The organism is Pseudomonas sp. Pmew2, from assembly GCF_058129885.1.
Window position 1 is genome coordinate 5,803,595 of the sequence record NZ_CM176702.1, and the last position, 22,379, is coordinate 5,825,973.

A 22,379-nucleotide genomic window follows, 5' to 3' on the forward strand; every position below is an offset into this window, starting at 1 on the left:
TGTCTGCATGTTCGATTTCTCCGCCCGGCTCAAGCAGCATTTCGCTGCTCTGCAGAGTGAAGCGCAATTTTTTTCCGTACGTTACGTGCACCGCACCGGCCAACGCCTGTGCGTGCGCAAGAATGTGGCCGAGCCGCCGTCGCTGAGCAGCGACGAGGGCGCAATGCTGACCGTGCGCCTGAACGGTGTTGAAGCCTACGCCGCCACCAACGACATTTCCCTTCGGGGTTTGCAAGCCGCCTTGCAGCAGGCCGAAGCGCTGGCACGTCGCTTGGCACCGCATGCGTTACTGAACCTGAGCGATCAAGCTGTCTCGACTGCCAAGGCTGACTATCTGTCGCCGCACATGGATCAAGCCTTCCCGCCACTGAGCGACTGCATCGGCCTGCTGATGGCCGAGTCCAGCGCCGTCCCGAAAGACGAACGGCTGGTCAACTGGCAGGCCGTACTGGGGCTGGAAACGGTTGAGCAGATTTACCTGAACACCGCGGGCGCAGAGCTTCGTCAGGCGCAACGCTTCATTTTCCCCGGCATGAGCGTGACAGCCTACGACGGTCGTGACAGCCAGACCCGCACGCTGGGTGGCCATAACTTCGGCCAGCAGGGCGGCATCGAAGTGCTGAGCAGTTGCGGCCTGATCGGCTCTGCGGCCAACGTCGCCGATGAGGCCTTGCAGCTTATCCTCGCACCCAACACACCGTCAGGCCCACGCGACCTGCTGCTGATGCCGGATCAGATGGTTCTGCAGATTCACGAGTCCATCGGCCATCCTCTGGAACTGGACCGGATTCTTGGCGACGAGCGTAATTACGCAGGCACCAGCTTCGTCAAGACGACTGATTTCGGCACGTTGCAATATGGCTCCAGCCTGTTGAACGTGACGTTCGACCCGGACATTCCTGAACAGCTGGCCAGCTATGCGCACGACGACGATGGCACGGCCGCCAGCAAACAGTTCCTGATTCGTGACGGCCTGTTGCAACGCCCGCTCGGCGGCGCACTGTCGCAATACCGCAGCGGCCTGGACGGGGTTGCCAACAGCCGCGCCTGCGGCTGGAACCGTGCGCCCATCGATCGCATGGCCAACCTGAACATCGAACCGGGCGACCAGTCACTGGACGGCCTGATCGGTAACATCGAGCACGGCATCCTGATGTCGAGCAATCGCTCCTGGTCCATCGACGACGCGCGCAACAAGTTCCAGTTCGGCTGCGAATGGGGCCAATTGATTGAAAACGGTGAACTCAAGGGCGTTGTGAAGAACCCCAACTATCGGGCGATTTCTGCTCAGTTCTGGAAAAACCTCAGCGCAGTCGGTGACGCCAGTACCTTCAAAGTGCTGGGCACGCCCAACTGCGGCAAGGGCGAACCCAATCAGGTGATCCGTGTAGGCCATGCCTCTCCGGCGTGTGTATTTGCCAATGTCGATGTGTTTGGAGGGGATGCCTGATGTCGCACCAACAGCAATTCGAGGCGCTGGTCGCCGTGCTCAAGGCTGCCATCAGCCCGACGGAACACTTCACCCTGGCCTACGACGCCGAAGCGTCCGACTTCATTCGTTTCAACCACGGCCAGGTTCGGCAGGCCGGGAGCGTGCAGCAGGTCATTGCGACCTTCAAACTGATCGACGACGGGCGTCATGCCAACCTGGAAGTGACCTTGTCCGGGGATCAGGAGACCGATACTCGGCGCCTTTCCAATGCCTTGCAGCAGTTGCGCGAAACCCTGCCTTCGCTGGCGAAAGACCCGTATCTGTTGCCTAACACGCAGGCCTGGCAAAGCAGCAATGTGCAGGACTTACCGCTGCCGGACAGCGCGCAGGTAGTCGAGCAGATCAGCCAACTGTCAGGCGACCTCGATCTGGTGGGTTTTTACGCGGCTGGTCCGCTGTATCGGGGTTTCGCCAGTTCGTGGGGCGCGCTGGGCTGGCATCAGGCCAACAGCTTCAATTTCGACTGGAGCCTGTTTCATGAAAACGGCCAGGCGGTGAAAGCCAATTACGCAGGTCACGACTGGAACAACGAAGCGTTCGCGCAACGCTTTCAGCAGGCCCGTGAACAGCTCGAATTTCTCGGCCGCCCACTGCACACCCTCAAGCCCGGTCAATACCGTGCCTATCTGGCTCCGGCGGCGCTGGACGAAGTCATTGGCATGCTCAGCTGGGGCGGGTTTTCCGCGCAAGCGGTGGCCAGCAAGCGCAGCCCGTTGCAAAGGCTGTATGACGGCGAGACTCATTTCAGCCCGCTGATCAGCTTCGACGAGCAAGTCAGTGGCTCGCTCTCGCCAGCCTTCTCACGCGAAGGCTACCCGCGCAAGGATCTGAAGCTGATCGTCAACGGGCAGGCCCGCGAGCGACTGGTGGACTCGAGCAGCGCCGCTGAGTACGACCTGCCTGCCAACGGCGCGGATTATGGCGAGGGTCCAAGCGCGTTGAGCATTGCCGGTGGCTCGCTGGAGCTGGACCAGATCCTTGAAAAGCTCGGCACAGGCCTTTACATCAGCAACCTGTGGTACCTGAACTTTTCGGATCGCGCTGCCGCACGTCTGACCGGGATGACACGTTTCGCAACATTCTGGGTCGAAGACGGCAAGATCGTCGCACCGGTCAGCACCATGCGTTTCGATGACAGCGCCTACAGCCTGTTGGGTAGCGCACTGGAGGACCTGACTCGCGAGCGGGAACTGATTCTTCAATCGAGTACCTACACTCAGCGCCAGACGGGGTCGATTCAACTGCCCGGCGCTCTGATAAGCCGACTCCCTTGTAGCAGGAGCTTATGTCGAACTCAGCAGCGCCAATCATGGATGAAAAGACCCTGCGCTGGATGCCCTGGGTCATCGCCATTGCGTTCTTCATGCAAAGCCTGGACGGCACGATCCTCAACACCGCCCTGCCGTCCATGGCCAGCTCGCTGGCGCAAGACCCCCTGCGCATGCAGTCGGTGGTTATCGCCTACATGCTGACCATCGCACTGCTGATCCCGGCCTCGGGCTGGATTGCCGATCGGTTCGGGATCAAGCGCATCTTCTTCAGCGCCATTCTGCTGTTCAGCTTCGGCTCGTTGCTGCGTGCGCTGTCCTGGTCACTCAACGTGCTGGTGGCGGCGCGGGTGATTCAGGGGCTGGGTGGCGCGCTGATGCTGCCCATCGGACGCCTGATCGTCTTACGTGCGTATCCTCGGTCGGAGCTGGTACGGATCATGGGCTTTATCACCGTGCCCGGTCTTTTGGGACCGTTGCTGGGGCCGACGCTTGGCGGCTGGATGGTCGAGTACCTGAGCTGGCACTGGATTTTCCTGCTCAATATTCCAGTCGGGATTCTCGGCTGCTACGCCGTCAAACACTTCTCCCCGACCTTCCCGGAGGCGGTCGAACGCGTTTTGACGGCATCGGGTTTATCCTGTTTGGCGCGGCAATGGTGCTGATCACCATTGCCCTCGAGGGGCTGGGCGAGCTGAACCTGCCACATATGCGCGTGGTGCTTCTGCTGTTTGCCGGGATGGGCTGCCTGGCGGCCTACTGGCTGCGCGCCGGGCACATCGAATCGCCGTTGTTCGCCCCTTCGCTGTTTCGCACCCGGACATTTGCCGTCGGTATTCTGGGCAATCTGTTCGCCCGTTTGGGCAGCGGAGCCTTGCCTTTCCTGATCCCATTGCTGCTGCAAGTGGCACTGGGGTATTCGCCTTCCGAGGCGGGCATGAGCATGTTGCCGCTGGCAGCTGCAGGAATGTTCGCCAAGACGGTAGCGCGCTGGCTGATCGAGCATATGGGCTATCGCCTCATTCTGACCGGTAACACATTGCTGCTGGGCATCCTGCTGGCAAGCCTGGCACTGGTCGATGTGCAGACGCCTTACTGGGTTCTGCTGGTGCATCTGGGCCTGCTCGGTGCGGTCAACTCCTTGCAGTTCACCGCGATGAATACCGTCACCCTGATCGATCTGGACGATGCCAGCGCGGCAAGCGGCAACAGCCTGCTCTCGGTGGTGGCACAACTTTCGCTGAGCCTTGGGGTTGCAAGCGCTGCGGCCTTGTTGGGCGGTTTCAGCGAAGAAGTGGCCACCGGCGATGAGCAGCGTGCTGGAGGCTTTCCAGCTGACGTTCCTGAGCGTCGGAGTTCTGGCCATGTTTGCCGCCGGGATTTTCCTGCAATTACCAGCGAAGGAGGCCAGGGTAGCGACGACTTGATTGACAACCCTTCCGGACAGGAGCAAACCTGTATGGCGAAATCCCCTTTAAAACAGGAACTTTGCCCGAAAAACGAGCAGTTTCAAGTATCCGACCAGATACATTGAAGAACCTGGGCAATCGGCCGACACTTTTATAGCACTAAGCCACTGTGGTCTCTTGTAAGCACGAGCCGCATCATGCAACCTTGCCATACGCGAAAGTGGGGTTTACGCCCGTCGCGACTAGTATTCCGGAAGCGAGTTTGTTCATGAAAAGCCAAACCGATGCTGCCGGTAGATCCGCAGCCGAGGTAGTGACGCAATTGCCAGTGCCTTCGCGCCTGGGCATGCTGCGTTTCGAGCGGCTGAATGAAGCCAATTGGGCGCTATTGTTTCTCGATCCGAATTGCGAAAAGCAGTTCGGCCTGCCCGCCGTCGACCTTTGCGCCTTGATTGGATCCCCTTATGCCAGCCTCATGGAGCCGCAAGCACGCTATCAACTGCATGACGACATCCAGCAGCAACTGGCTTCTTCTCCGAATTACCTGATTCGCTACACCCTGCACAGCCCCAAGGGCGCGCTTGGCTTGCTGGAAATCGGCGAAGCCTACAAGCAGCACAATCGTCATCTGCTGCGTGGTTATTTTCTGATCGTCGATGGCCTTGTCACAGAAAGCGAGACCGCCACTGACTCCGATCTCGAAACCCGTAACCTGCGCCTGCAGATTGCCCTTGAACTCAACCAGCGCGCCCAGCGTGACCAGTTTGCCCATCTGGAACGCGTGCGTGCCCAGCAGGACCTGATCCTGCGCCTGACCCGACATCGTTACACCACAGCCAATACCCTGCTGGAAGCGGCAAAGCTGATCACCAAGAGTGCCTGCGACATTTATGACGTCGATCATGTCAGTATCTGGAACCTCATCGACAAGCGTCTGGAACCGATCACCGACTATCGTCGGGAAAGCGGCGACTATCAGTCGCGTACGCCGATTGATATCAGCGCCTACCCCACCTATCTCCAAGCGCTCAATACCAGCAGGGCGATTGACGCCAGCAATATCCAGACCGACCCGCGCACCCGCGAAATGGCCGAAAGCCTGAACCCTGGAGAAGACAAGGCGGTCCTCGATGCGAGTATTCGTATCGATGGCCAGGTCATTGGCGTGCTCTGCCTGGAACAGTCCGGCTCGACACGCGAGTGGCAGTCCGACGAAATCGCCTTCGCCGGGGAGCTGGCCGACCAGTTCGCTCAGGTCATCAACAACCATAACCGTCGAGCCGCGACCAATGCGCTGCACCTGTTCCAGCGTGCGGTCGAACAGAGCGCCAACGCCTTTCTGCTGGTCAACTGCAACGGCGTGGTCGAATACGTCAACCCAAGCTTCACGGCGATCACGCAGTACAGTTCCGATGAAGTCTCCGGGCACAAGCTCTCTGAACTGCCTGCGCTGGAAAACCTCAACCAGTTGCTGCTGGAAGCCAACTCCAGCCTGACCAACAGCAACAGCTGGCAGGGCGAGTTCAAAAGTCGACGCAAGAACCTCGAACCCTACTGGGGCCAGCTGTCGATTTCCAAGGTGTATGGCGATAATCGCGAGCTGACGCACTACATCGGCATCTATGAAGACATCACTCAGAGCAAGCTGGCCCAGCAGCGTATCGAGCGCCTGGCCTACACTGACAACCTGACCAATCTGGGCAACCGTCCGGCCTTCATCCGCAACCTGGACGAACGCTTTGTCCGTGACACCGACACGCCGATGAGCCTGTTGCTGGTCGACATCGACAACTTCAAGCGCATCAACGACAGTCTTGGCCACCAGACCGGCGACAAACTGCTGATCAGTCTGGCGCGCCGTCTGCGTAACACCTTGAGCCCGTCCGACGTGCTGGCGCGCTTTGCCAGTAACGAATTCGCCGTTCTGCTCGACAACACGGATCAGGAAGCCGGACAGGCCACCGCCAGTCAGGTACTGGCCACGCTGGACAAGCCGATGTTCGTCGATAATCAGCTGATCAGCGTTACCGGCTCGGTGGGCCTTGCTTGCGCGCCGCTGCACGGCCGTGACCCGCAGACCTTAATGAAAAACGCCGGCCTGGCCCTGCATAAGGCCAAAGCCAACGGCAAGCACCAGGTTCAGGTGTTTACCGAAGCCTTGAATGCCGAGGCCAGCTACAAGCTGTTTGTGGAAAACAACCTGCGCCGCGCCCTGACCCAGAACGAGCTGGAGGTGTTCTACCAGCCCAAGCTGTGCCTGCTGACCGGTCGTCTGCTGGGCATGGAAGCGCTGCTGCGCTGGAATCATCCTGAAAAAGGCATGATCCGCCCCGATCAGTTCATCAGCGTGGCGGAAGAAACCGGCCTGATCATCCCCATCGGCAAGTGGGTCGCTCGCCAGTCCTGCCGCATGAGCAAGGACCTCACCGCCGCTGGTTTCGGCAATTTGCAGGTGGCGATCAACGTGTCACCCAAGCAGTTTTCCGACCCCGAGCTGGTGTCATCGATTGCCGCTATCCTCAGAGAAGAAGAGCTGGATCCTTCGCTGCTGGAACTGGAACTGACCGAAGGCCTGCTGCTGGAAGCCACCGAAGACACGCGCCAGCAGCTGGACTCGCTGAAGAAGCTTGGCCTGTCGTTGGCCATGGATGACTTCGGCACCGGTTACTCGTCATTCAGCTACCTGAAGAAATTCCCCATTGATGTGATCAAGATCGATCGCAGCTTCATCCGCGATATTCCGGATGATGAAGACGACATGGAAATCACCTCTGCGGTCATCGCGATGGCCCACAACCTCAAGCTCAAAGTGGTCGCCGAAGGCATTGAAACCGCTGCACAGTTGACGTTCCTGCGCCGTCATCGTTGCGATGTGGGCCAGGGCTATCTGTTCGACAAGCCTATCCCCGGCGAAGAGCTGATCGAGAAACTGAAGCGCTACCCGCGTCGTCCGTCCGCCTGACAACCTTCCCTGCACCCTGCTCTCTCGGGCACACTGTCAGGCTGTTATTACACGGCAGCACTTGTTTGTGCGTGTAACGGGACCTATGTAACTCTGCTCATCTGTCCTGGCCCCTGCTGCCTGTCTCTAAACGAGAGGATATGGTTCATGACTCTGCGCTCGGAAATTCTAGTGAACAAAAACGTACTGCCCACCGCCGAACAGGCACTGCCGGGTCGTGAAACGCCTATGGCGCTTCCGGAAACTCATTTCGTCAACGGCAACCCGCTGCTGGGACCGTTTTCGAGCAATGTGGAATTCGCCATCTTCGGCCTGGGTTGCTTCTGGGGCGCAGAACGCCGCCTGTGGCAACAGAACGGTGTGGTGAGCACTGTCGTGGGGTATGCGGGCGGATTTACCCCGAACCCGACTTACGAAGAAGTCTGCTCCGGTCTGACTGGCCAAACTGAAGTGGTGCTGGTTGTCTACGAGCCCGAGAAAATCAGCTACAAGTCGTTGCTCAAGGTGTTCTGGGAAGCGCACAACCCGACCCAGGGTATGCGTCAGGGTAACGACATCGGTACTCAGTACCGCTCGGTGATCTACTGCACCACTCCCGAACAGCTCGACGCCGCCAAGGCCAGCGCTGCGGAGTTCCAGGCGGAACTGAGCAAGGCCGGGCTAGGCGCAATTACCACTGAAATCGAAGAAGCCCCGACGGTCTACTTTGCCGAGGCCTACCACCAGCAATACCTGGCCAAGAACCCTCAGGGCTATTGCGGCCTGGGTGGTACCGGAGTTTGTCTGCCAGCTTGAACTGGCTGACTAGCTGAAAAAAGGGGCTGAAGCGTTGGTAGCTGGATAGGGCTAGCCCCCGTGGGAGCGAGCTTGCTCGCGAAGGCAATAGTTCAAACGCCCCTTTTTCGAGGACTGCACTGGCCCTTTCGCGAGCAAGCTCGCTCCCACAAAAGCTCATTCATTGCTGCGCTTGGGAATACAAGAGCTATCTCCTGAACCTCTCGCACCCTTCGGGCTTCAGAGTGGTCACGGCTGGCTCAATTACTCGGCGATCAACCAGTCCATCTTCCAGCCGCCCTGGGTCTGGCCCAGTTTGTCTGCCAGATAAGGCATCAGCTCACGCAATTCTTCTTCCAGACCCCACGGCGGGTTGGCGATGGCCAGGCCTGAACCGTTGAGGCTGGCCGGGGTGTCCAGCGGGTGGACGAACAGCTCGACGCGCAGCAATTTGGGTGCGCCAGTCTCGGCCAGGTCCTGATAAAAACGCCGCAGCAGGCGCGGGTCCTTGATCGGGTACCAGATAGCAGCCACCGTCTGACGCATGCGTCCGATGGTTTCCTTGAGCGCTACAGCGCAGCGTTTCATTTCATCGAGCTGCTCGAATGGCGGGTCGATGAGCATCACGGCACGCTTCTCAGCCACCGGCAGCAAGGCGCGTGGCACATGCCAGCCTTCCCCCAGATGCACTGCCACGCGGCGATCGCCCTTCATGTTTTCCTTGAGCAGACGCCCATCTTCGGGGTGCTTCTCGTTGAGCAGCACACGCTCGCGCTCGCGAGTCAGGCGGCGGGCCAGCTCCGGCGAGCCGGGGTAGTAGCGCAGCTCGCCGTCGGGGTTCATGTCGTGCAGCACTTGCAAGTAATCGGAGGCCAACGCGGGCAAGTCCGGTGCATCCCAAAGACGGCCGATGCCTTCCAGCCACTCTCCGGTGCGGGTGGCCTGATCGCCCTTGAGGTCGTATAACCCCAACCCCGCGTGGGTGTCGAGATAGGCGAACGGCTGCTCCTTGCGCGCCATGAGGGCGATCAAGCGAGTCAGAGTCAGGTGTTTGAACACGTCGGCGTGGTTGCCGGCATGGTAGGCGTGACGGTAATTCATGGCAGCTCCTGGCAAGCTGCGCAGTTTAGCAAACCTGAGCAATGAACAAGAATTTGTAACGAATTTGCGGGACTCGTCTCTTTCGTTTGAAGGAAATTTCCGAGAAACTCCCGCCCCCTTGTGCCTGCCGATTTCGATCACTACTCTGCGCCCGTCGCTGCATATTCAGCGATGAGGATTAGTAGCCCTCGTTAAATCCAGGCGCATTGCGCCACCTTGTGCAGGTGCCCTTTCACGGCCTGCATTTTTTATGGTGGTCGTGCGTGGGGCATCTTCGGATGCACCGGGGTTCCTGGACCGGGCTACTACCTGCGCATGATCACCACCCTCGCTTAGTAGCCGACGGTGATGGTCTTCTAAAACTCCAGGAGATACATCACATGCTAAAAATCGTCCCCGACCCACCCCTCTTCAACGCCCGCCCCAAAGTCAGCCATGAAGATGCGCTGATGTATGCCAGCGACCTGCTGCGCTGTGCAGCAACCAGCGCTTACGAGTTCAGCGACAGCATGACCGGCGCGCAAAGAGATATGACGCTCACGATCATGCACCTGGTGGAAATGGCAAAGGTCATGGTCGACAACACAATAGAAAACCTGCAAATCGAATAAGCGCGACCTGAACTGAAAACGACGTACCTGTAGTCAATCCTGCCATGCGCGACGCACAGGACTTGCCCTTGGCAGCCTGCCCTACCAGAATCGGAAAAAAGCCCGATCAAAGGAACAGAAGCCATGATGCACGCAGATTTGATTGACCAGGAAGACCTGCTCGGCCAACTCAGAGCCCTGGGCTTCGAAGCACCCGGCGGCGCAACCGCTGAACAAGCCTGCGCGCAAGCCGTTTGCGGCCTGAACGCCGAACGCGCTACAGCCCTGCGACGTCTGGTAGAGCAACTCCTGACCGGCAGCGCCACCCTCCTCCCCGCGGTACGCCAGGCCATCGACCAGCAACTGCTGCCAGCGCTGGCGGCTTATTGGAACGTAACCGATAGGTGCCCTAAAGAACGCCTATCGTACCCACGCTGGAGCGTGCGGAAGGATGACACCAACTATCGTGCGACGCTCCGCGTCGCATGCCGTTCTGGACGCTCCGCGTCCGGTCTTGAACCTGCAGCGCGGCGTAGATTTGTGACGCAGAGCGTCACCCACGGCATTCCCACGCTGGAGCATGAGGAACGATAGTCGTCAGAGAGATCACTATCGTGCCCATGCTCCACGTGGGTATGCCGTTCCGGACGCTCCGCGTTACACAGTTTCGGCGTGCTCAATACTCAATCCGCACATCCCCCTTCGGAACGCTGCAGCAGGACAGAATGTAACCCTCTGCAACATCCTCGTCGGTGATGCCGCCGTTGTGTTCCATTTCCACTTCGCCGCTCAGCTTCATAACCTTGCAGGTGCCGCAAATGCCCATACCACAGGCTTTGGGGATCATCAGGCCGAGTTTGGCGGCAGCGGCGTGAACAGTTTCGCCCGGGGCCACGCGAATGCTCTTGCCGGTGTCGGTGAATTCCACCTGATGCAGGTCGGCGGCGTCGACATCCGGCGCGTCGGCGGCGATTTCGGCCTGCTCGACGGCGTCTGCCCTGGCCTCGGGCGGCGTCGCACCGAACGACTCTTCATGGTATTGCGCCATGTTGAAGCCGTTTTCCAACAGCAGTCGCTTGACCGCCGCCATGTAAGGCGTCGGCCCGCAGCAGAACACCTCGCGGTCCATGAAGTCCGGGGCCATCAGTTCAAGCATTTTCTGGTTCAGGTAGCCGCGATAACCGGCCCACGGCTCACCCAGCCCATGCTTTTCGCAGACAAGATGCAGGCTGAAGTTATCGATCCGCGAGGCCATGTGTTCCAGCTCGCGGTGATAGATAATGTCCTTGGGCGAGCGGGCGCTGTGCACAAACACCATGTCGACATTGGCGTTGGTGTCATAGAACCAGCGCGCCATGGACATCACCGGCGTGATGCCGACGCCACCGCTAAGGTAGAGAATCTTCGGGTTGGGGAAATCGATGGCATTGAACAGCCCGACCGGCCCGTGCACGGCCAATTCCTGACCCTCACTGAGCGTGTCATGCAGGTAGTTGGAGACCTTGCCACCCGGTACGCGTTTGACGGTGATCGAAAAGCTGTAGGGCACCGACGGCGAGCTGGAGATGGTGTAAGAGCGCATGATCGGCAGGCCGTCGATCTCCAGCTCCAGGGTCACGAACTGGCCCGGCTTGAAGAAGAACATGATCGGCTGGTCGGCCATGAAGCAGAACGTGCGCACATCCCAGGTTTCCTGGATGACTTTGACGACACGTACCTGGTGGCGACCGTTGGCCCATGTCTGGGTCGTGACCGGGCTCAGGAAACTTTGCGACATACTCGATCTCCACGGCCGACTGTCGGCCTCTCATGCTGCGGATTCTGCGTAACGCGCGAGGCGGCCATTTACCTATCAACGACATTCACGTACTTACCGCGACCAGCCCCGTGCAACAAGGCCTGTCGCGTCGGGAACGGATGCGGCCATGTCGCCCATGGATAAGGTTCACTCAGCGCCCGGCTCCACACTCGCCATCAAGGGTCATGAGCATGATTGACTGATCTATCGTCATGCGTGCAACGCGATCACACCCGTATCAGCCACATTCGCAGGCCGCCCATGCCGCGGTCATGAGGGATTTAATCGATGGACGTCACCGCAACCTTGAGCCTGGGCGATCCGCTGGAACCTGCACGCAAGGCCACTGCCGAGATGCTGCAGAATCGCGAGCGCACCTACTCGCTGCCGCAGCCTTTTTACAGTGATGACCGACTGTTTGAAATCGACATGCAGGAAATCTTTCACAAGGAGTGGCTGATTGCCGGGATGACGTGCGAGATCCCGACCAAGGGCAATTACCTGACGCTGCAGATCGGCAAGAACCCGATCCTGGTGGTGCGTGGTCCGGACGGCGCAGTCAACGCGTTCCACAACGTATGCCGCCATCGCGGCTCGCGCCTGTGCACTGCCGAGAAAGGAAAAGTCGCCAAACTGGTTTGCCACTATCACCAGTGGACCTACGAGCTGGATGGCCGCCTGCTGTATGCGGGCACTGAAATGGGCGACGACTTCGACATGAAGCAGTTCGGCCTCAAGCCGGTGCACGTCAAGACCGCAGGCGGTTACATTTTCATCAGCCTGGCGGAGAACCCGCCTGCCATCGACGAGTTCCTGTCGACGCTGCGGCACTACATGGAACCCTATGATATGGAGAACACCAAGGTGGCGGTGCAAACCACCTTGATGGAAAAGGCCAACTGGAAGCTGGTGCTGGAGAACAACCGCGAGTGCTATCACTGCGGTGGCTCGCACCCTGAGCTGCTCAAAACCCTGCTGGAATGGGACGATGTCACAGACCCGCGCGCCGATCAGGCCTTCAAGGATCACGTGGCCGCATCTGCTGCTGCGTGGGACGCCGAGAAAATCCCCTACGCCCACGCCAGTTTCGGCCTGCGTAACCGTATCGTGCGCATGCCGCTGCTCAAAGGCACGGTGTCGATGACCCTGGACGGCAAGGTCGGCTGCAAAAAGCTGATGGGCCGCATCCAGAACCCGGACCTGGGCTCGATGCGTATTCTGCATTTGCCGCACTCCTGGAACCACTGCATGGGCGATCACATCATCGTATTCACGGTGTGGCCGATAAGTGCACAGGAAACCATGGTCACCACCAAGTGGATTGTCCACAAGGATGCAGTCGAAGGCGTTGACTATGACGTGGAACGCATGCGCCAGGTCTGGGATGCCACCAATGATCAGGACCGCCGTCTTGCCGAAGAAAACCAGCGCGGCATTAACTCTACCGCCTATCAACCCGGGCCTTATTCGAAAACTTATGAGTTCGGCGTGGTCAACTTCGTCGACTGGTACAGCTCGCGTATGCTGGAAAACCTCGGGGCAGAGCCAGCACCCTATCTGAAGGGCGTGGCGGTGAATCACGAGTAGAGGGCACACCTGCCCTTGGCAATACTGAGTACGGCTCACTCTTCAGCGAGGTGAGCCTGCTCAAACGATCGTCGACTGACGAATTTCCCGTTTCCCCCGCACAACAACTCCTCCGCCGATACCGTCATTTCTGACAGTTACCTGAAAACCCCTCTCGTGATCAACTCTCGTGGAAGTCAATCCAACGGAAGGAGACACGGACTATGCTCAACCCAAAAATCATTGATCAATATAAAAACAAAACAACCGATGCCGCCTCGGCCATGCCGGATATAAGGGGCAAAAATATTCTCATGGGGTTCTGGCATAACTGGCCTTCCGAACCCGATCAAGGTTACCAGCAAGGCCTCTTCAAAGAGATGGCGCTGACCGACATACCCGAAGCGTATAACGTTGTGGCAGTGGCCTTTATGAAAGGTGCCGGCATTCCCACCTTCAAACCTTATAACCTGAGTGATGATGCGTTTCGCGCTCAGGTGGCAGCACTGAATGCACAAGGCCGTGCAGTGCTGATTTCTCTTGGCGGGGCTGACGCGCATATTGAGTTGCATGCCGGTCAGGAAGATGCACTGGCCTATGAAATTATTCGTCTGGTTGAAACCTATGGCTTTGACGGCCTGGATATCGACCTTGAACAAGCTGCTATTACCTTTGCCGATAACCAGACCGTATTACCCGCTGCGTTGAGGATGGTGCGCGAGTATTACGAGACAGAAGGGAAGCACTTCATCATCAGCATGGCCCCGGAATTTCCTTACCTTAGAGTCAGCAAAAAACTTCCTTTATTGAAAGAAATCACTACGTACTTTCCGTTTCTAAAAGACGTCGTGACGTTCCTGGAATCGTTGAGAAGCGGCGGCGCTTACCTGGCCTACATCAACGCTCTGGAAGACATCTATGACTTTATTGCGCCCCAGTACTACAACCAGGGCGGCGATGGCTTATGGGTCGATGAAGCCAATAATGGCAGCGGCCTGTGGGTCACTCAAAACAACGATGCTCACAAGAAAGATTTTCTCTACTACCTGACTGATAGCCTGATCCACGGTACACGTGGCTTCACAACAATTCCCGCCGATAGACTGGCCATTGGCTTACCCACCAATAACGACGCAGCCGCTACCGGTTATGTGGTAAACCCGCAGGATGCTATAGATGCATTGGACGACTTGAGAAAAGTCGGCAATCCGATTCGCGGGCTGATGACCTGGTCAGTCAACTGGGATGCCGGCAAGAACAAAAGCGGCGAGGAGTACAACTGGGAGTTCGTGAACCGCTACGGTTATCTCACCGGAGGCGAAACACCTGTACCGGAAAAACCATCAGTACCTGCTGATCTCAGATCAACCGAAAAAACTGCAACGTCGGTGAAACTGAACTGGTCGCTCTCGGAAGGCCCGCAACCGGTCTTGCAATATGAATTGCGTCGTAACGGTGCGGACTCCTTTCTTGTAGACAACCCTGTTTATAACAATACCGGCCTTCAGCCCGGTACTGCTTACAGTTACCAGGTGCGTGCAATTGATGTCATAGGCAACACATCCGAATTCTCGGCCGCGCTCACCGTGCGTACACAGAGTGAAGGCGGAGGCGATGCAAAACCGACGACACCTGTATTGAGCCTCGCAGACGTCACCCAGAGCAGTGTGTCGCTAACGTGGACACCGTCTACCAGCGATAGCCAAATCGTCAGGTATCAAATTGGCCGCAATGGTTGGCCTTTTCAAACGATCGCAAGCGTAACGACCGCGTATACCGATAGCGACGTCACTGCCGATACTCAGTATGAATACTACGTCGTTGCACAAGATACCGAACTTCAGTGGTCAGAGGTCAGTAATGTATTAAAGGTCAAGACTGCTGGCGAAACACCTGCTCCCGGTAACCCGTCACTGCCTCTCGACTTCAAATCCACCGAACAGACCACAACGTCGGTAACGCTCGACTGGAGCAAGGCGAAAGTTGCTCACGTCCAATATGACCTCTTCAGGGATAATGTTTTTTTACAGCGCGTTGGAAGCGCACCCTTTACTGACACAAGTGTCTTGCACAGCCGTCTTTATGGTTATCAGATCCAGGCAATTGACAGCGTGGGAAACAGCTCTGAGCGCTCTGAAACGCTCTTGGTCACTACAAAGTCCGAGCCCTCTGACGATCGCCCTACGCCACCAGGCAACTTACGCCAGACCGCTGCAACAATGACCAGTGTTTCATTAGAGTGGGACGCGTCTTTCAGTGCACTGGGTGTCGCGTCCTACCGCCTCATAACCTTTGGCGGGGAGACAGTGAGTCTCGACGCCACAACACTCAAGTACACTGTGGAAGGACTAACAGCGGCTAAAAAGTATCAGTGTCTTGCCGGCGCGCTCGATACAGAGAAAAACCTGTCTGGCCCAAGCAATGTTGTACAAGCTTCGACCAGCGCAGCGATTCCTGAGTGGAAAACAGCTCAATCCTATTTGGAGGGGGATAAAGTGACGTATGGCGGCGACACCTATATCTGTCTCAATCCTCACACCTCACAAATAGACTGGAAGCCAGGTAGTGCACCAACGTTGTGGGCGCTTTGGGTGGAGCAAGCAGGCGGCAAACTTTATCCCGGTTTGCCGAAAAAATGGCAGTAATCCTCGTGACGTCAGGTACCTGCTGCCATAGCCGATGAGACGGGCTTGAAAATATAGCGACGAAATGACTTATCCACACAGCCTTCAAAGCGTTCATGTGGGTGAGTCGTTGCGCTGACGCAGGAATGTAATGGATAACAATCACTTATCCAGATCACCTTGCAAACATTGCACCTGTACATTTTTTGCTCAAAACCTTGTAGCCCACAGTTTCACTGGGTTTACAGAGGAGCGCGAACACCTTATCCACAGAAGCGCCAACAGACTTTGGGTACAACTTCGTCCGAATCACCCGGCCTGCTGTGGACAATGTATAAAATAGCTGAAAAACCACCCGAATGGACCAACGCTGCACGCAAAACCCTGCTTTGATCATTTTTCATACAAAACCTCCAAAGCCTTTATTTACAAGGCTTGCAGGTAATCACAAACAACTTGCCCACAAGCACGCGCACAGAGATTGTGGGCATACCCAGTGGCTGGCAGATGGCAGTGCGCATTTATCCACAAAAAAATGCAATGAAAATAAAGAGTTAGATTGATCGTTTTTTGAACACCACTCCGAAAGCCACGTTCTAAAAGCCCTTCAGACGTTCACGAACACATTATCCACAGGCGCACGCACAGGGATTGTGTGTAAGTCGTCCTGCAAAGCCGTTATGCACAGACCTGTCAGGTTTGATAGGTACCTCAGCGCTTGCTCCGCGTATAGGATTTATTCAATGCATTGCCAACTCACTGTGAATGGACTCGGGTGTGCCGTGAAAAAATATCAAAGGATTGTAATGTCGGTGGCATTTGCCAGCGGCCTTCTGTTGGCCTGGCTGGTCACTGCGGCCCCTGGCGTGAGCCCTTCTGAATCATCTCCATCGGCCTCGACTGTTCCCGTCCGGGCAGTCGGTGAAGAAGTGAACGCGGGCACTTTCGAGCAGCCACGGCTGGCAGGAGAACCAGCTTTCAAAGGCGCGGTATTCCTCGACCTGACCGAGCAAGGCAACGTGTTCTATACCGCTGTGTTCGACAGCCAGCCTGATCAGGCTGATCCGGCTTTTCCCGATACGCCACGTTCAACCGAATTCTGGACCTACGCCGGCCAGCATTCAGGTCTGGGGCCGGACCTCAAGTCGTTCGATGAGCCTACCCGTGTGGGTGCCCTGCACATGGGCCTGATTGATAACAAAAAGGCTTTGTTAAGCTCGAAAGTGGACGGCACGCCAAGCGCCGAAACACCCTATCCCACCACAGCACAGAGCAATGATTTCTGGGACTTCCTAGGGTCTGTTCCCGTTTCGACGTAACCCATTGATCTCTATGAGAACAGGCCCGTATTGTTGGAGTTCTCACACAACACCAATACGAGCCTGCAATGCCCCGATTAATGCTCAGTGATGAGCACTGGCCGAAGCTTCGAGAAATTTTGCTGCACGAATCGATCTACAACAAGCGAGATTTGCGCACCACGGTTGAAGGCATGCTGTACCGCATGCGTGTGGGTTGCCCTTGGCGAGACCTGCCGAAAGCGTTTGGAAACTGGAGCAAGGTCTACAAGCGGTTCAATGCCTGGTCTGCTTCAGGCAAGTGGGTCAAGGTGCTTGAGGTGCTGATGACCGATCCTGACATGGAGTGGGTTTTCATTGATGGCAGTTATGTAAAGGCTCATCAGCACAGTGCAGGTGCTGCCAGCACGCAGGACCAGGCCATCGGAAAAAGCCGAGCCGGTAACACCAGCAAGATTCACCTGGCTGTAGACGCTTGTGGGCTGCCCATTGCATTTGACGTGACCGGAGGCCAGACCAATGATTGTTCGCAGGCGGCCTCGTTGATTGCCAAGATGCCCAATGCAGAAGTGATCATTGCGGACAAGGGCTACGACACTGAAGCGATACGCGCTCAGGTCGAGCAGCAAGGCAGCAAAGTGGTGATTCCACGAAAGCGCAATTCTCTGAAAGGGAACGCAGATCTGGACAAAGGGTTATATCGCAATCGACATCTCGTAGAAAACGCCTTTGCCCGGTTGAAGCATTTCCGGGCGGCGGCTTCTCGGTTCGACAAACTCAAGAGAAACTATGAAAGCGTCATAGCAATGGCCTGCGCTTTTCTGTGGCTGCCAATGTGAAACGGGAACAGACCCTAGGCTTTTTTGATAAATCCGGAACACCTGAAGCCATGAAAACCGATCAGGATCTGGTATGGCCTGGCGTCTTCGTATATTTCGAGCACACCAAAACCGTTTATCTGGCACAGCACACCGGACGCCCAAGTGTTGATGCTTGGCCTGCACCCGGCACAGAGCAAGGCGCTGGGTACTGGAAGTTTGCGGGAACCCTGTCAGGCATAGGGGTCACCCTCCCCAAACCCTGGACCGACATGAGCACGTCGAAGGGCTCTTATTATCGCAACCCGCTGAGCCCGCTACGCAGTCACTACTGCGCATCCACATTTATCGGGTTTGCGCCCCTTCTGAATGCAGAGTTCCCCAATGACGCGCAGAGCAATCACAACTGGGACTATCGCGGCGCACATGAAGGCTCATATACAGATCCGAAAGCCTTCGGAGAAAACACGGCGCTCGACAAACTGCATCGCGCCAAACTGCAGGGCAAGTGGGTTTCATTCGCGGCGCACTTCGCGGGGGCAGTTGAACAGCCTTACCCAACCTGGCCTGCCAATACCACTTATTGGGGAGTGCGCAGCATCACCCAGAACGCCGGAACCTGGTGGGACCCCAGAACTGATCTGGACACCGAGACCTGGGTCGGCGCTATCCATTCAGCGCCGCAGAGCCAGGGGAAAGCGCTGTATCGTGCGCTGACATCCTGGACCGCGCCGGCAACCGGTTGGGATTACAGCCAGACCGACGAGTTCCATTCGTTGGGGACTTCTCTCCATGCAGGAACAGTGGCCGACCCCAAGACCCAACAGGAATTTACCTGGCCCGGCGCGGTGCATAAAACGCTGATCGACGGCACTCCCGTTTATTTCGTATCGCTGCAGAGGGCTTTCCCTCCGAGCAGGACTGGCCGCTGCCAACCACACCAGAAAGCAATGAACACTGGTCATATATTCCAGTGATACAACCGTTAGGCACTTTCGAAGCGCCGAGGCAGTTCGCTGACTACAGCCAGGCAGGTTCGGTCTACGTGGATGGCACTGTTCCAGGCGCGCGCACGTTCTATGTTTCCAATTACGAAGGCTACCCCGCCAACGATCTCGACAGCTTCTCGACTGTAGGCATCGCCGATCCTTACTGGGTCTATGCAGGCAGGCACGCAGGCACATGGAGTGACTTCAAGCCCTTCGATGACTTCACCCGGATCGGCGCACTGCATGAGGCCTCGATCAAGGGTCAGCGTGTAGTACTGCGCTCACTGTTCGACGGCATGCCCTCCGCAACGACGCCCTACCCGAATGATCTCGCCAGTAACACACACTGGGAGTTCGTCACGGTGTTCAAACATGCCGGCACGGCAGACGACCTCAAAGACCGTGATGACACCACATGGCCTGGCGCACTGCACCTGGATGAAGATCAGCACATCATTTTTGCGGCCAGGCAGCAGGCTCAACCGGATGCAGGGGGGTGGATTTATCCGGTGGGCGAAACAAGCGATGATCAGTGGAGCTACGTGACCTCACTCAACGGCGGCACAGCCGAAACGCCGCGCGAACGTAACGACATCAACACGCCCGGCGCAATCTTTGCCGACCAGCTTGGCCTGACGCGTCAAAAACTTTTCCGCTCCAGATTTTCCGGATTTGCTCAGGATGTAGGTGCTGTATATCCCTCAGGCGACGAATCCAACGCGTTCTATGAGTACGCCGGAGAACATGCCGGCACCTTCTCGGACCCAAAACCCTTTACCGATCCTACCTGGCCAGATGCGATACACGTAGCAACCATCGATGGTCAACGGGTGTTTCTCAAATCGAAAATCAGCGGAAAGCCCACTTCGCAAACACCTTACCCGCAACAGCCCGCAAGTACAGACTTCTGGGAGTTCATGTTTACCTCCGATCAGGCTGGCACTTACGCCGACCCCAAATCAATGAGCGGCCAGACCTGGGTTGGCGCTGTTCACGAGTACAGCTCATCAGGCCGGCGCCAGTTTTACATAGCTCAGCAGTCCGGAAACCCGACCGCCGACCATTGGCCTCTCCCGACTGCGGGCGATACAGAGTATTGGAAAGTGATGGGCGTGGTCCGGCACAAAGGCACGTTCGCCGATCCGAAAGACTTCGACGAAATGACCAGCCAGGGGCTGATTCACGCCATTACCGTTGAAGGTCAACACGTCTATTACCGCTCTCTCGCACAGGGCATTCCTCAAGCCAATGACTGGAGTTATCCCGTACCTGGAACCGACAACGAGCACTGGCAGTATTTGGGCACAAACGTTCCCGAGGGTACCTGGGCCGATCCGAAAGGCTCCTCAGGATTTACCTCGCCCGGCAGCATCCACGCGATGCAAGCCAGAGACCGTACTCTGTATCTGCTCTCCAAAGTCGATGGACTGCTTGCCGAGCACGACTGGCCGATTCCTCTGAACGGAGAAAATGATTACTGGACAGTAGTCGGAGAATCCAGGCATTCGGGCGATATCATCAATCCCAAGGATCAGCAGGAAGTGACCTGGACGGGAGCGATTCATATGCGCCAGGTCGAAAACACCAGGCATTATTACCGCTCGAAGATTGCAGGCAATCTAGCTGTCATCGGCATCGATCACCCGCTTCCGCTGCAAGCAGCCGGCAACGCCTGGTGGGAGTTCGTGGGCCAAGCCTCTCATCAAGGCACATTGACTGATCCAGTGCAGGCCGGGGAGATGATCAGGCCAGGCGAGACTGTCCGGGTCATCCACACCACGGACAAGTATTACCAGGCTCGTTTTGCCGGTGTTTTCAGTACCGGGCATCCGCTGCCTGACTCACAGCAAAGCAATGAAGACTGGTTTTATGTGGGTAAAAGTGCGCTTGCAGGCACCTTGCAATCACCCAAGGACGCTTACGAAATCACTTGGCCTGGCGCGATTCACCGCTTTGAAGTTGATGGAAAGGTTTACTTCGCAAGGTCTCTCATCGATGGCGTTCCCGGTCAGGGAGGATGGCACTATCCGACACCGCCTGACAGCAACCAGCAATGGTCTTACCTGGACATGGGTATTCACGCGGGCAGTTGGCTCGATCCGAAACCTGAATCCGATGCAACCTGGCCAGGCGCGCTACACGTGGTGAAAATCCCCACCGGTATTGGCGAAAGTTTTACCCGATGGTTCTTCAGATCGAAAATCTGGGGGCATGTGGCGGATGATCCAGAGGGCTATGGGAACGAAAACAACTTTGATCATGTTGGCTTTTCGATTTACCAAGGCACGCTGAACAGTCCCAAATATTTCGACCAGCCAACCTGGGCGGGTGCCATCCATCTGGACCGGGAAACGCGATTTATGTTTGAAGCCAAAAAATCCGGCGAAATGAACGTTGATGTAGGCGAACGGCCAAAGACCCCCACTGATAACGACTCCTGGCACTTTCTGGGCGTCAGCAGGCACTCCGGAACCGAAAACGATCCCAAGGAGTGGGATGAATACACGTGGCCCGGACGTCTGCATCGCTATGAGTATGATGGCAAAACACTCTACTTCCGTGCACAGATGACAGGGACACCTTCAACACATAACTGGTACTACCCCACAGATGAAAGCAGCACCGAACAGTGGGCCTATTACGGCACGACGTCGCATGCAGGCACTTTTGCCGACCCTCATGTACCTGACGAAGTTACGTGGAGGGGAGCGATTCATCGCGTAGAAAAAGACGGCATACGGCTCTATTTCAAAGCCAGACGCGCTGGAATACCCAACCAGCAGAACTGGGCCTATCCCCCAGACGACAGTAGCACTGAACATTTCCTCTACGTAGCGACCGCAAGACACGACGGCACTATCAGCGATCCCAAGAATGAGAACGAGCCCGTCATACCAGGCGACTATGTAAAAACCACGTACGAGGATGGTGATCATTATTTCATCGCGAAAAACAGCGGTGTTCCTTCATTGAATGACTGGCCAACCCCCGCCGATCAACAGGACAACGAAAACTGGGTTTTCTATGGCATCTCCAGGCACGCCGGCACCGTCGATAACCCTAAAGAGTGGAACGAAGTCAGCTGGCGTGGCGCCGTTCATGTGCGCAATGTCAGCGGAATGCGCTTGTTGTTTAGCGTGAACTCCGACAAGGAGGGTATACCTGAGCAGGACAAATGGAGCCAGCCTCCGAACGCGCCACTTGATGCGGACGAAGAGAAGAAGCCTCCGGCTCTCGTCGAAAAGTCGCCAGCCTGGAAGTTTCTTCAGGTCACGCACCTCACTGGAACACGCGATCAGCCCAAAAGCCTGGCTGACTGGACGCAGAATGGCCTTGTCCATCAGACAACCATCGACTATCAAAGCATGTTGTTCAGGTCGAAGTTCACAGGCAAGAACGACTACCCCAAGGAGCAGCCCGCTAAAGGCGACCCTGTTGCCGACAAGAGCTCTACATGGTGGGAGTTCTTCCGCAAGGGACGAGGTACGTTCGAAGTGCCCAATACCTGGAACGACTACGCCTACCCGGATGATATCTACAGCTACGACTACCACGGCGAACGGTTGTTGTTCCGTGCAGAAAAAGAGGGTCGTCCGTCCGAAGCGGGCCGGTACTTTCCAACCTCGGAATACAGCACGTCAGACTGGACATATCTCTACAAAAATGAAGGTAACTAAGCCGATCCCAAAA

13 protein-coding genes and 3 pseudogenes are annotated in these 22,379 nt (G+C 56.9%); 14 read left to right on the forward strand and 2 right to left on the reverse strand.

Going from position 1 to position 22,379, the window contains the following annotated elements; translation table 11 throughout:
- The first annotated feature begins 7 nt into the window (after positions 1-7).
- The 5 genes and pseudogenes from AC4ANK_RS26860 (at position 8) to msrA (ending at position 7,926) form a co-directional block, all read left to right on the forward strand.
- Positions 8-1,450 carry a TldD/PmbA family protein gene (locus AC4ANK_RS26860; RefSeq protein WP_031597326.1) on the forward strand — a complete coding sequence of 481 codons (1,443 nt, stop codon included), beginning with the start codon at positions 8-10 and terminating at the stop codon, positions 1,448-1,450.
- Positions 1,450-2,760, forward strand: a pseudogene (locus AC4ANK_RS26865) (TldD/PmbA family protein); the annotation flags it as partial. The gene AC4ANK_RS26860 and the pseudogene AC4ANK_RS26865, both read left to right, overlap by 1 nt.
- 17 nt (positions 2,761-2,777) lie before the next feature.
- A pseudogene (gene mdtD, locus AC4ANK_RS26870) lies at positions 2,778-4,187 on the forward strand (multidrug transporter subunit MdtD).
- A gap of 250 nt (positions 4,188-4,437) precedes the next feature.
- Positions 4,438-7,131, forward strand: coding sequence for a sensor domain-containing phosphodiesterase (locus AC4ANK_RS26875; protein WP_031597329.1), 2,694 nt, complete (start codon positions 4,438-4,440; stop codon positions 7,129-7,131).
- A 147-nt stretch (positions 7,132-7,278) separates the two neighbouring features.
- The gene (msrA, locus tag AC4ANK_RS26880) at positions 7,279-7,926 is read left to right on the forward strand and encodes a peptide-methionine (S)-S-oxide reductase MsrA (RefSeq protein WP_002555651.1); all 648 of its coding nucleotides are present in this window, start codon (positions 7,279-7,281) and stop codon (positions 7,924-7,926) included.
- Positions 7,927-8,169: 243 nt separating this feature from the next.
- Here the strand turns inward: msrA and AC4ANK_RS26885 are convergent, their stop codons facing one another.
- Positions 8,170-9,006, reverse strand: a complete 837-nt coding sequence (locus tag AC4ANK_RS26885; protein WP_002555652.1) for a 23S rRNA (adenine(2030)-N(6))-methyltransferase RlmJ — start codon at positions 9,004-9,006, stop codon at positions 8,170-8,172.
- 380 nt (positions 9,007-9,386) lie between these two features.
- Between AC4ANK_RS26885 and AC4ANK_RS26890 the strand changes: the two genes are divergently transcribed.
- A complete protein-coding gene (locus AC4ANK_RS26890) occupies positions 9,387-9,617 on the forward strand; it encodes a DUF6124 family protein (protein WP_004654874.1) in 231 nt (76 codons plus the stop codon).
- Positions 9,618-9,740: 123 nt separating this feature from the next.
- A pseudogene (locus tag AC4ANK_RS26895) lies at positions 9,741-9,983 on the forward strand (hypothetical protein); the annotation flags it as partial.
- Between the two features lie 289 nt (positions 9,984-10,272).
- Here the strand turns inward: AC4ANK_RS26895 and gbcB are convergent.
- Positions 10,273-11,373, reverse strand: coding sequence for a glycine betaine monooxygenase reductase subunit (gene gbcB / locus AC4ANK_RS26900; protein ID WP_002555657.1), 1,101 nt, complete (start codon positions 11,371-11,373; stop codon positions 10,273-10,275).
- A 309-nt stretch (positions 11,374-11,682) separates the two neighbouring features.
- Here gbcB and gbca point away from each other — a divergent pair, with 309 nt between their 5' ends.
- The 7 genes from gbca (at position 11,683) to AC4ANK_RS26935 (ending at position 22,366) form a co-directional block, all read left to right on the forward strand.
- Positions 11,683-12,981 (forward strand): glycine betaine monooxygenase oxygenase subunit, encoded by a 1,299-nt coding sequence (gbca, locus tag AC4ANK_RS26905; protein WP_002555658.1) that lies wholly within the window; start codon positions 11,683-11,685, stop codon positions 12,979-12,981.
- A 203-nt stretch (positions 12,982-13,184) separates the two neighbouring features.
- Entirely contained in the window at positions 13,185-15,605 is a 2,421-nt protein-coding gene (locus AC4ANK_RS26910) for a fibronectin type III domain-containing protein (RefSeq protein WP_460383741.1), read from the forward strand.
- A gap of 338 nt (positions 15,606-15,943) precedes the next feature.
- A complete protein-coding gene (locus AC4ANK_RS26915) occupies positions 15,944-16,147 on the forward strand; it encodes a hypothetical protein (protein ID WP_460383743.1) in 204 nt (67 codons plus the stop codon).
- A gap of 243 nt (positions 16,148-16,390) precedes the next feature.
- Positions 16,391-16,903: a hypothetical protein gene (locus AC4ANK_RS26920; protein WP_460383745.1), complete on the forward strand. Its 513-nt coding sequence runs from the start codon at positions 16,391-16,393 to the stop codon at positions 16,901-16,903.
- 68 nt (positions 16,904-16,971) lie between these two features.
- Positions 16,972-17,721 (forward strand): IS5 family transposase, encoded by a 750-nt coding sequence (locus tag AC4ANK_RS26925; RefSeq protein ID WP_460382697.1) that lies wholly within the window; start codon positions 16,972-16,974, stop codon positions 17,719-17,721.
- Positions 17,706-18,677, forward strand: a complete 972-nt coding sequence (locus tag AC4ANK_RS26930) for a hypothetical protein (protein ID WP_460383747.1) — start codon at positions 17,706-17,708, stop codon at positions 18,675-18,677. Before AC4ANK_RS26925 ends, AC4ANK_RS26930 begins: the two co-directional genes overlap by 16 nt.
- Before the next feature lie 374 nt (positions 18,678-19,051).
- Entirely contained in the window at positions 19,052-22,366 is a 3,315-nt protein-coding gene (locus AC4ANK_RS26935) for a hypothetical protein (protein WP_460414679.1), read from the forward strand.
- Positions 22,367-22,379: the final 13 nt, after the last annotated feature.

Bases quoted from the DNA above. Each gene is read 5' to 3' on its own strand.
- AC4ANK_RS26860 (WP_031597326.1), top strand. From the start codon at position 8: ATGTTCGATTTCTCCGCCCGGCTCAAGCAGCATTTCGCTGCTCTGCAG.
- AC4ANK_RS26875 (WP_031597329.1), top strand. From the start codon at position 4,438: ATGAAAAGCCAAACCGATGCTGCCGGTAGATCCGCAGCCGAGGTAGTG.
- msrA (WP_002555651.1), top strand. From the start codon at position 7,279: ATGACTCTGCGCTCGGAAATTCTAGTGAACAAAAACGTACTGCCCACC.
- AC4ANK_RS26885 (WP_002555652.1), bottom strand. From the start codon at position 9,006: ATGAATTACCGTCACGCCTACCATGCCGGCAACCACGCCGACGTGTTC.
- AC4ANK_RS26890 (WP_004654874.1), top strand. From the start codon at position 9,387: ATGCTAAAAATCGTCCCCGACCCACCCCTCTTCAACGCCCGCCCCAAA.
- gbcB (WP_002555657.1), bottom strand. From the start codon at position 11,373: ATGTCGCAAAGTTTCCTGAGCCCGGTCACGACCCAGACATGGGCCAAC.
- gbca (WP_002555658.1), top strand. From the start codon at position 11,683: ATGGACGTCACCGCAACCTTGAGCCTGGGCGATCCGCTGGAACCTGCA.
- AC4ANK_RS26910 (WP_460383741.1), top strand. From the start codon at position 13,185: ATGCTCAACCCAAAAATCATTGATCAATATAAAAACAAAACAACCGAT.
- AC4ANK_RS26915 (WP_460383743.1), top strand. From the start codon at position 15,944: ATGGACCAACGCTGCACGCAAAACCCTGCTTTGATCATTTTTCATACA.
- AC4ANK_RS26920 (WP_460383745.1), top strand. From the start codon at position 16,391: ATGTCGGTGGCATTTGCCAGCGGCCTTCTGTTGGCCTGGCTGGTCACT.
- AC4ANK_RS26925 (WP_460382697.1), top strand. From the start codon at position 16,972: ATGCCCCGATTAATGCTCAGTGATGAGCACTGGCCGAAGCTTCGAGAA.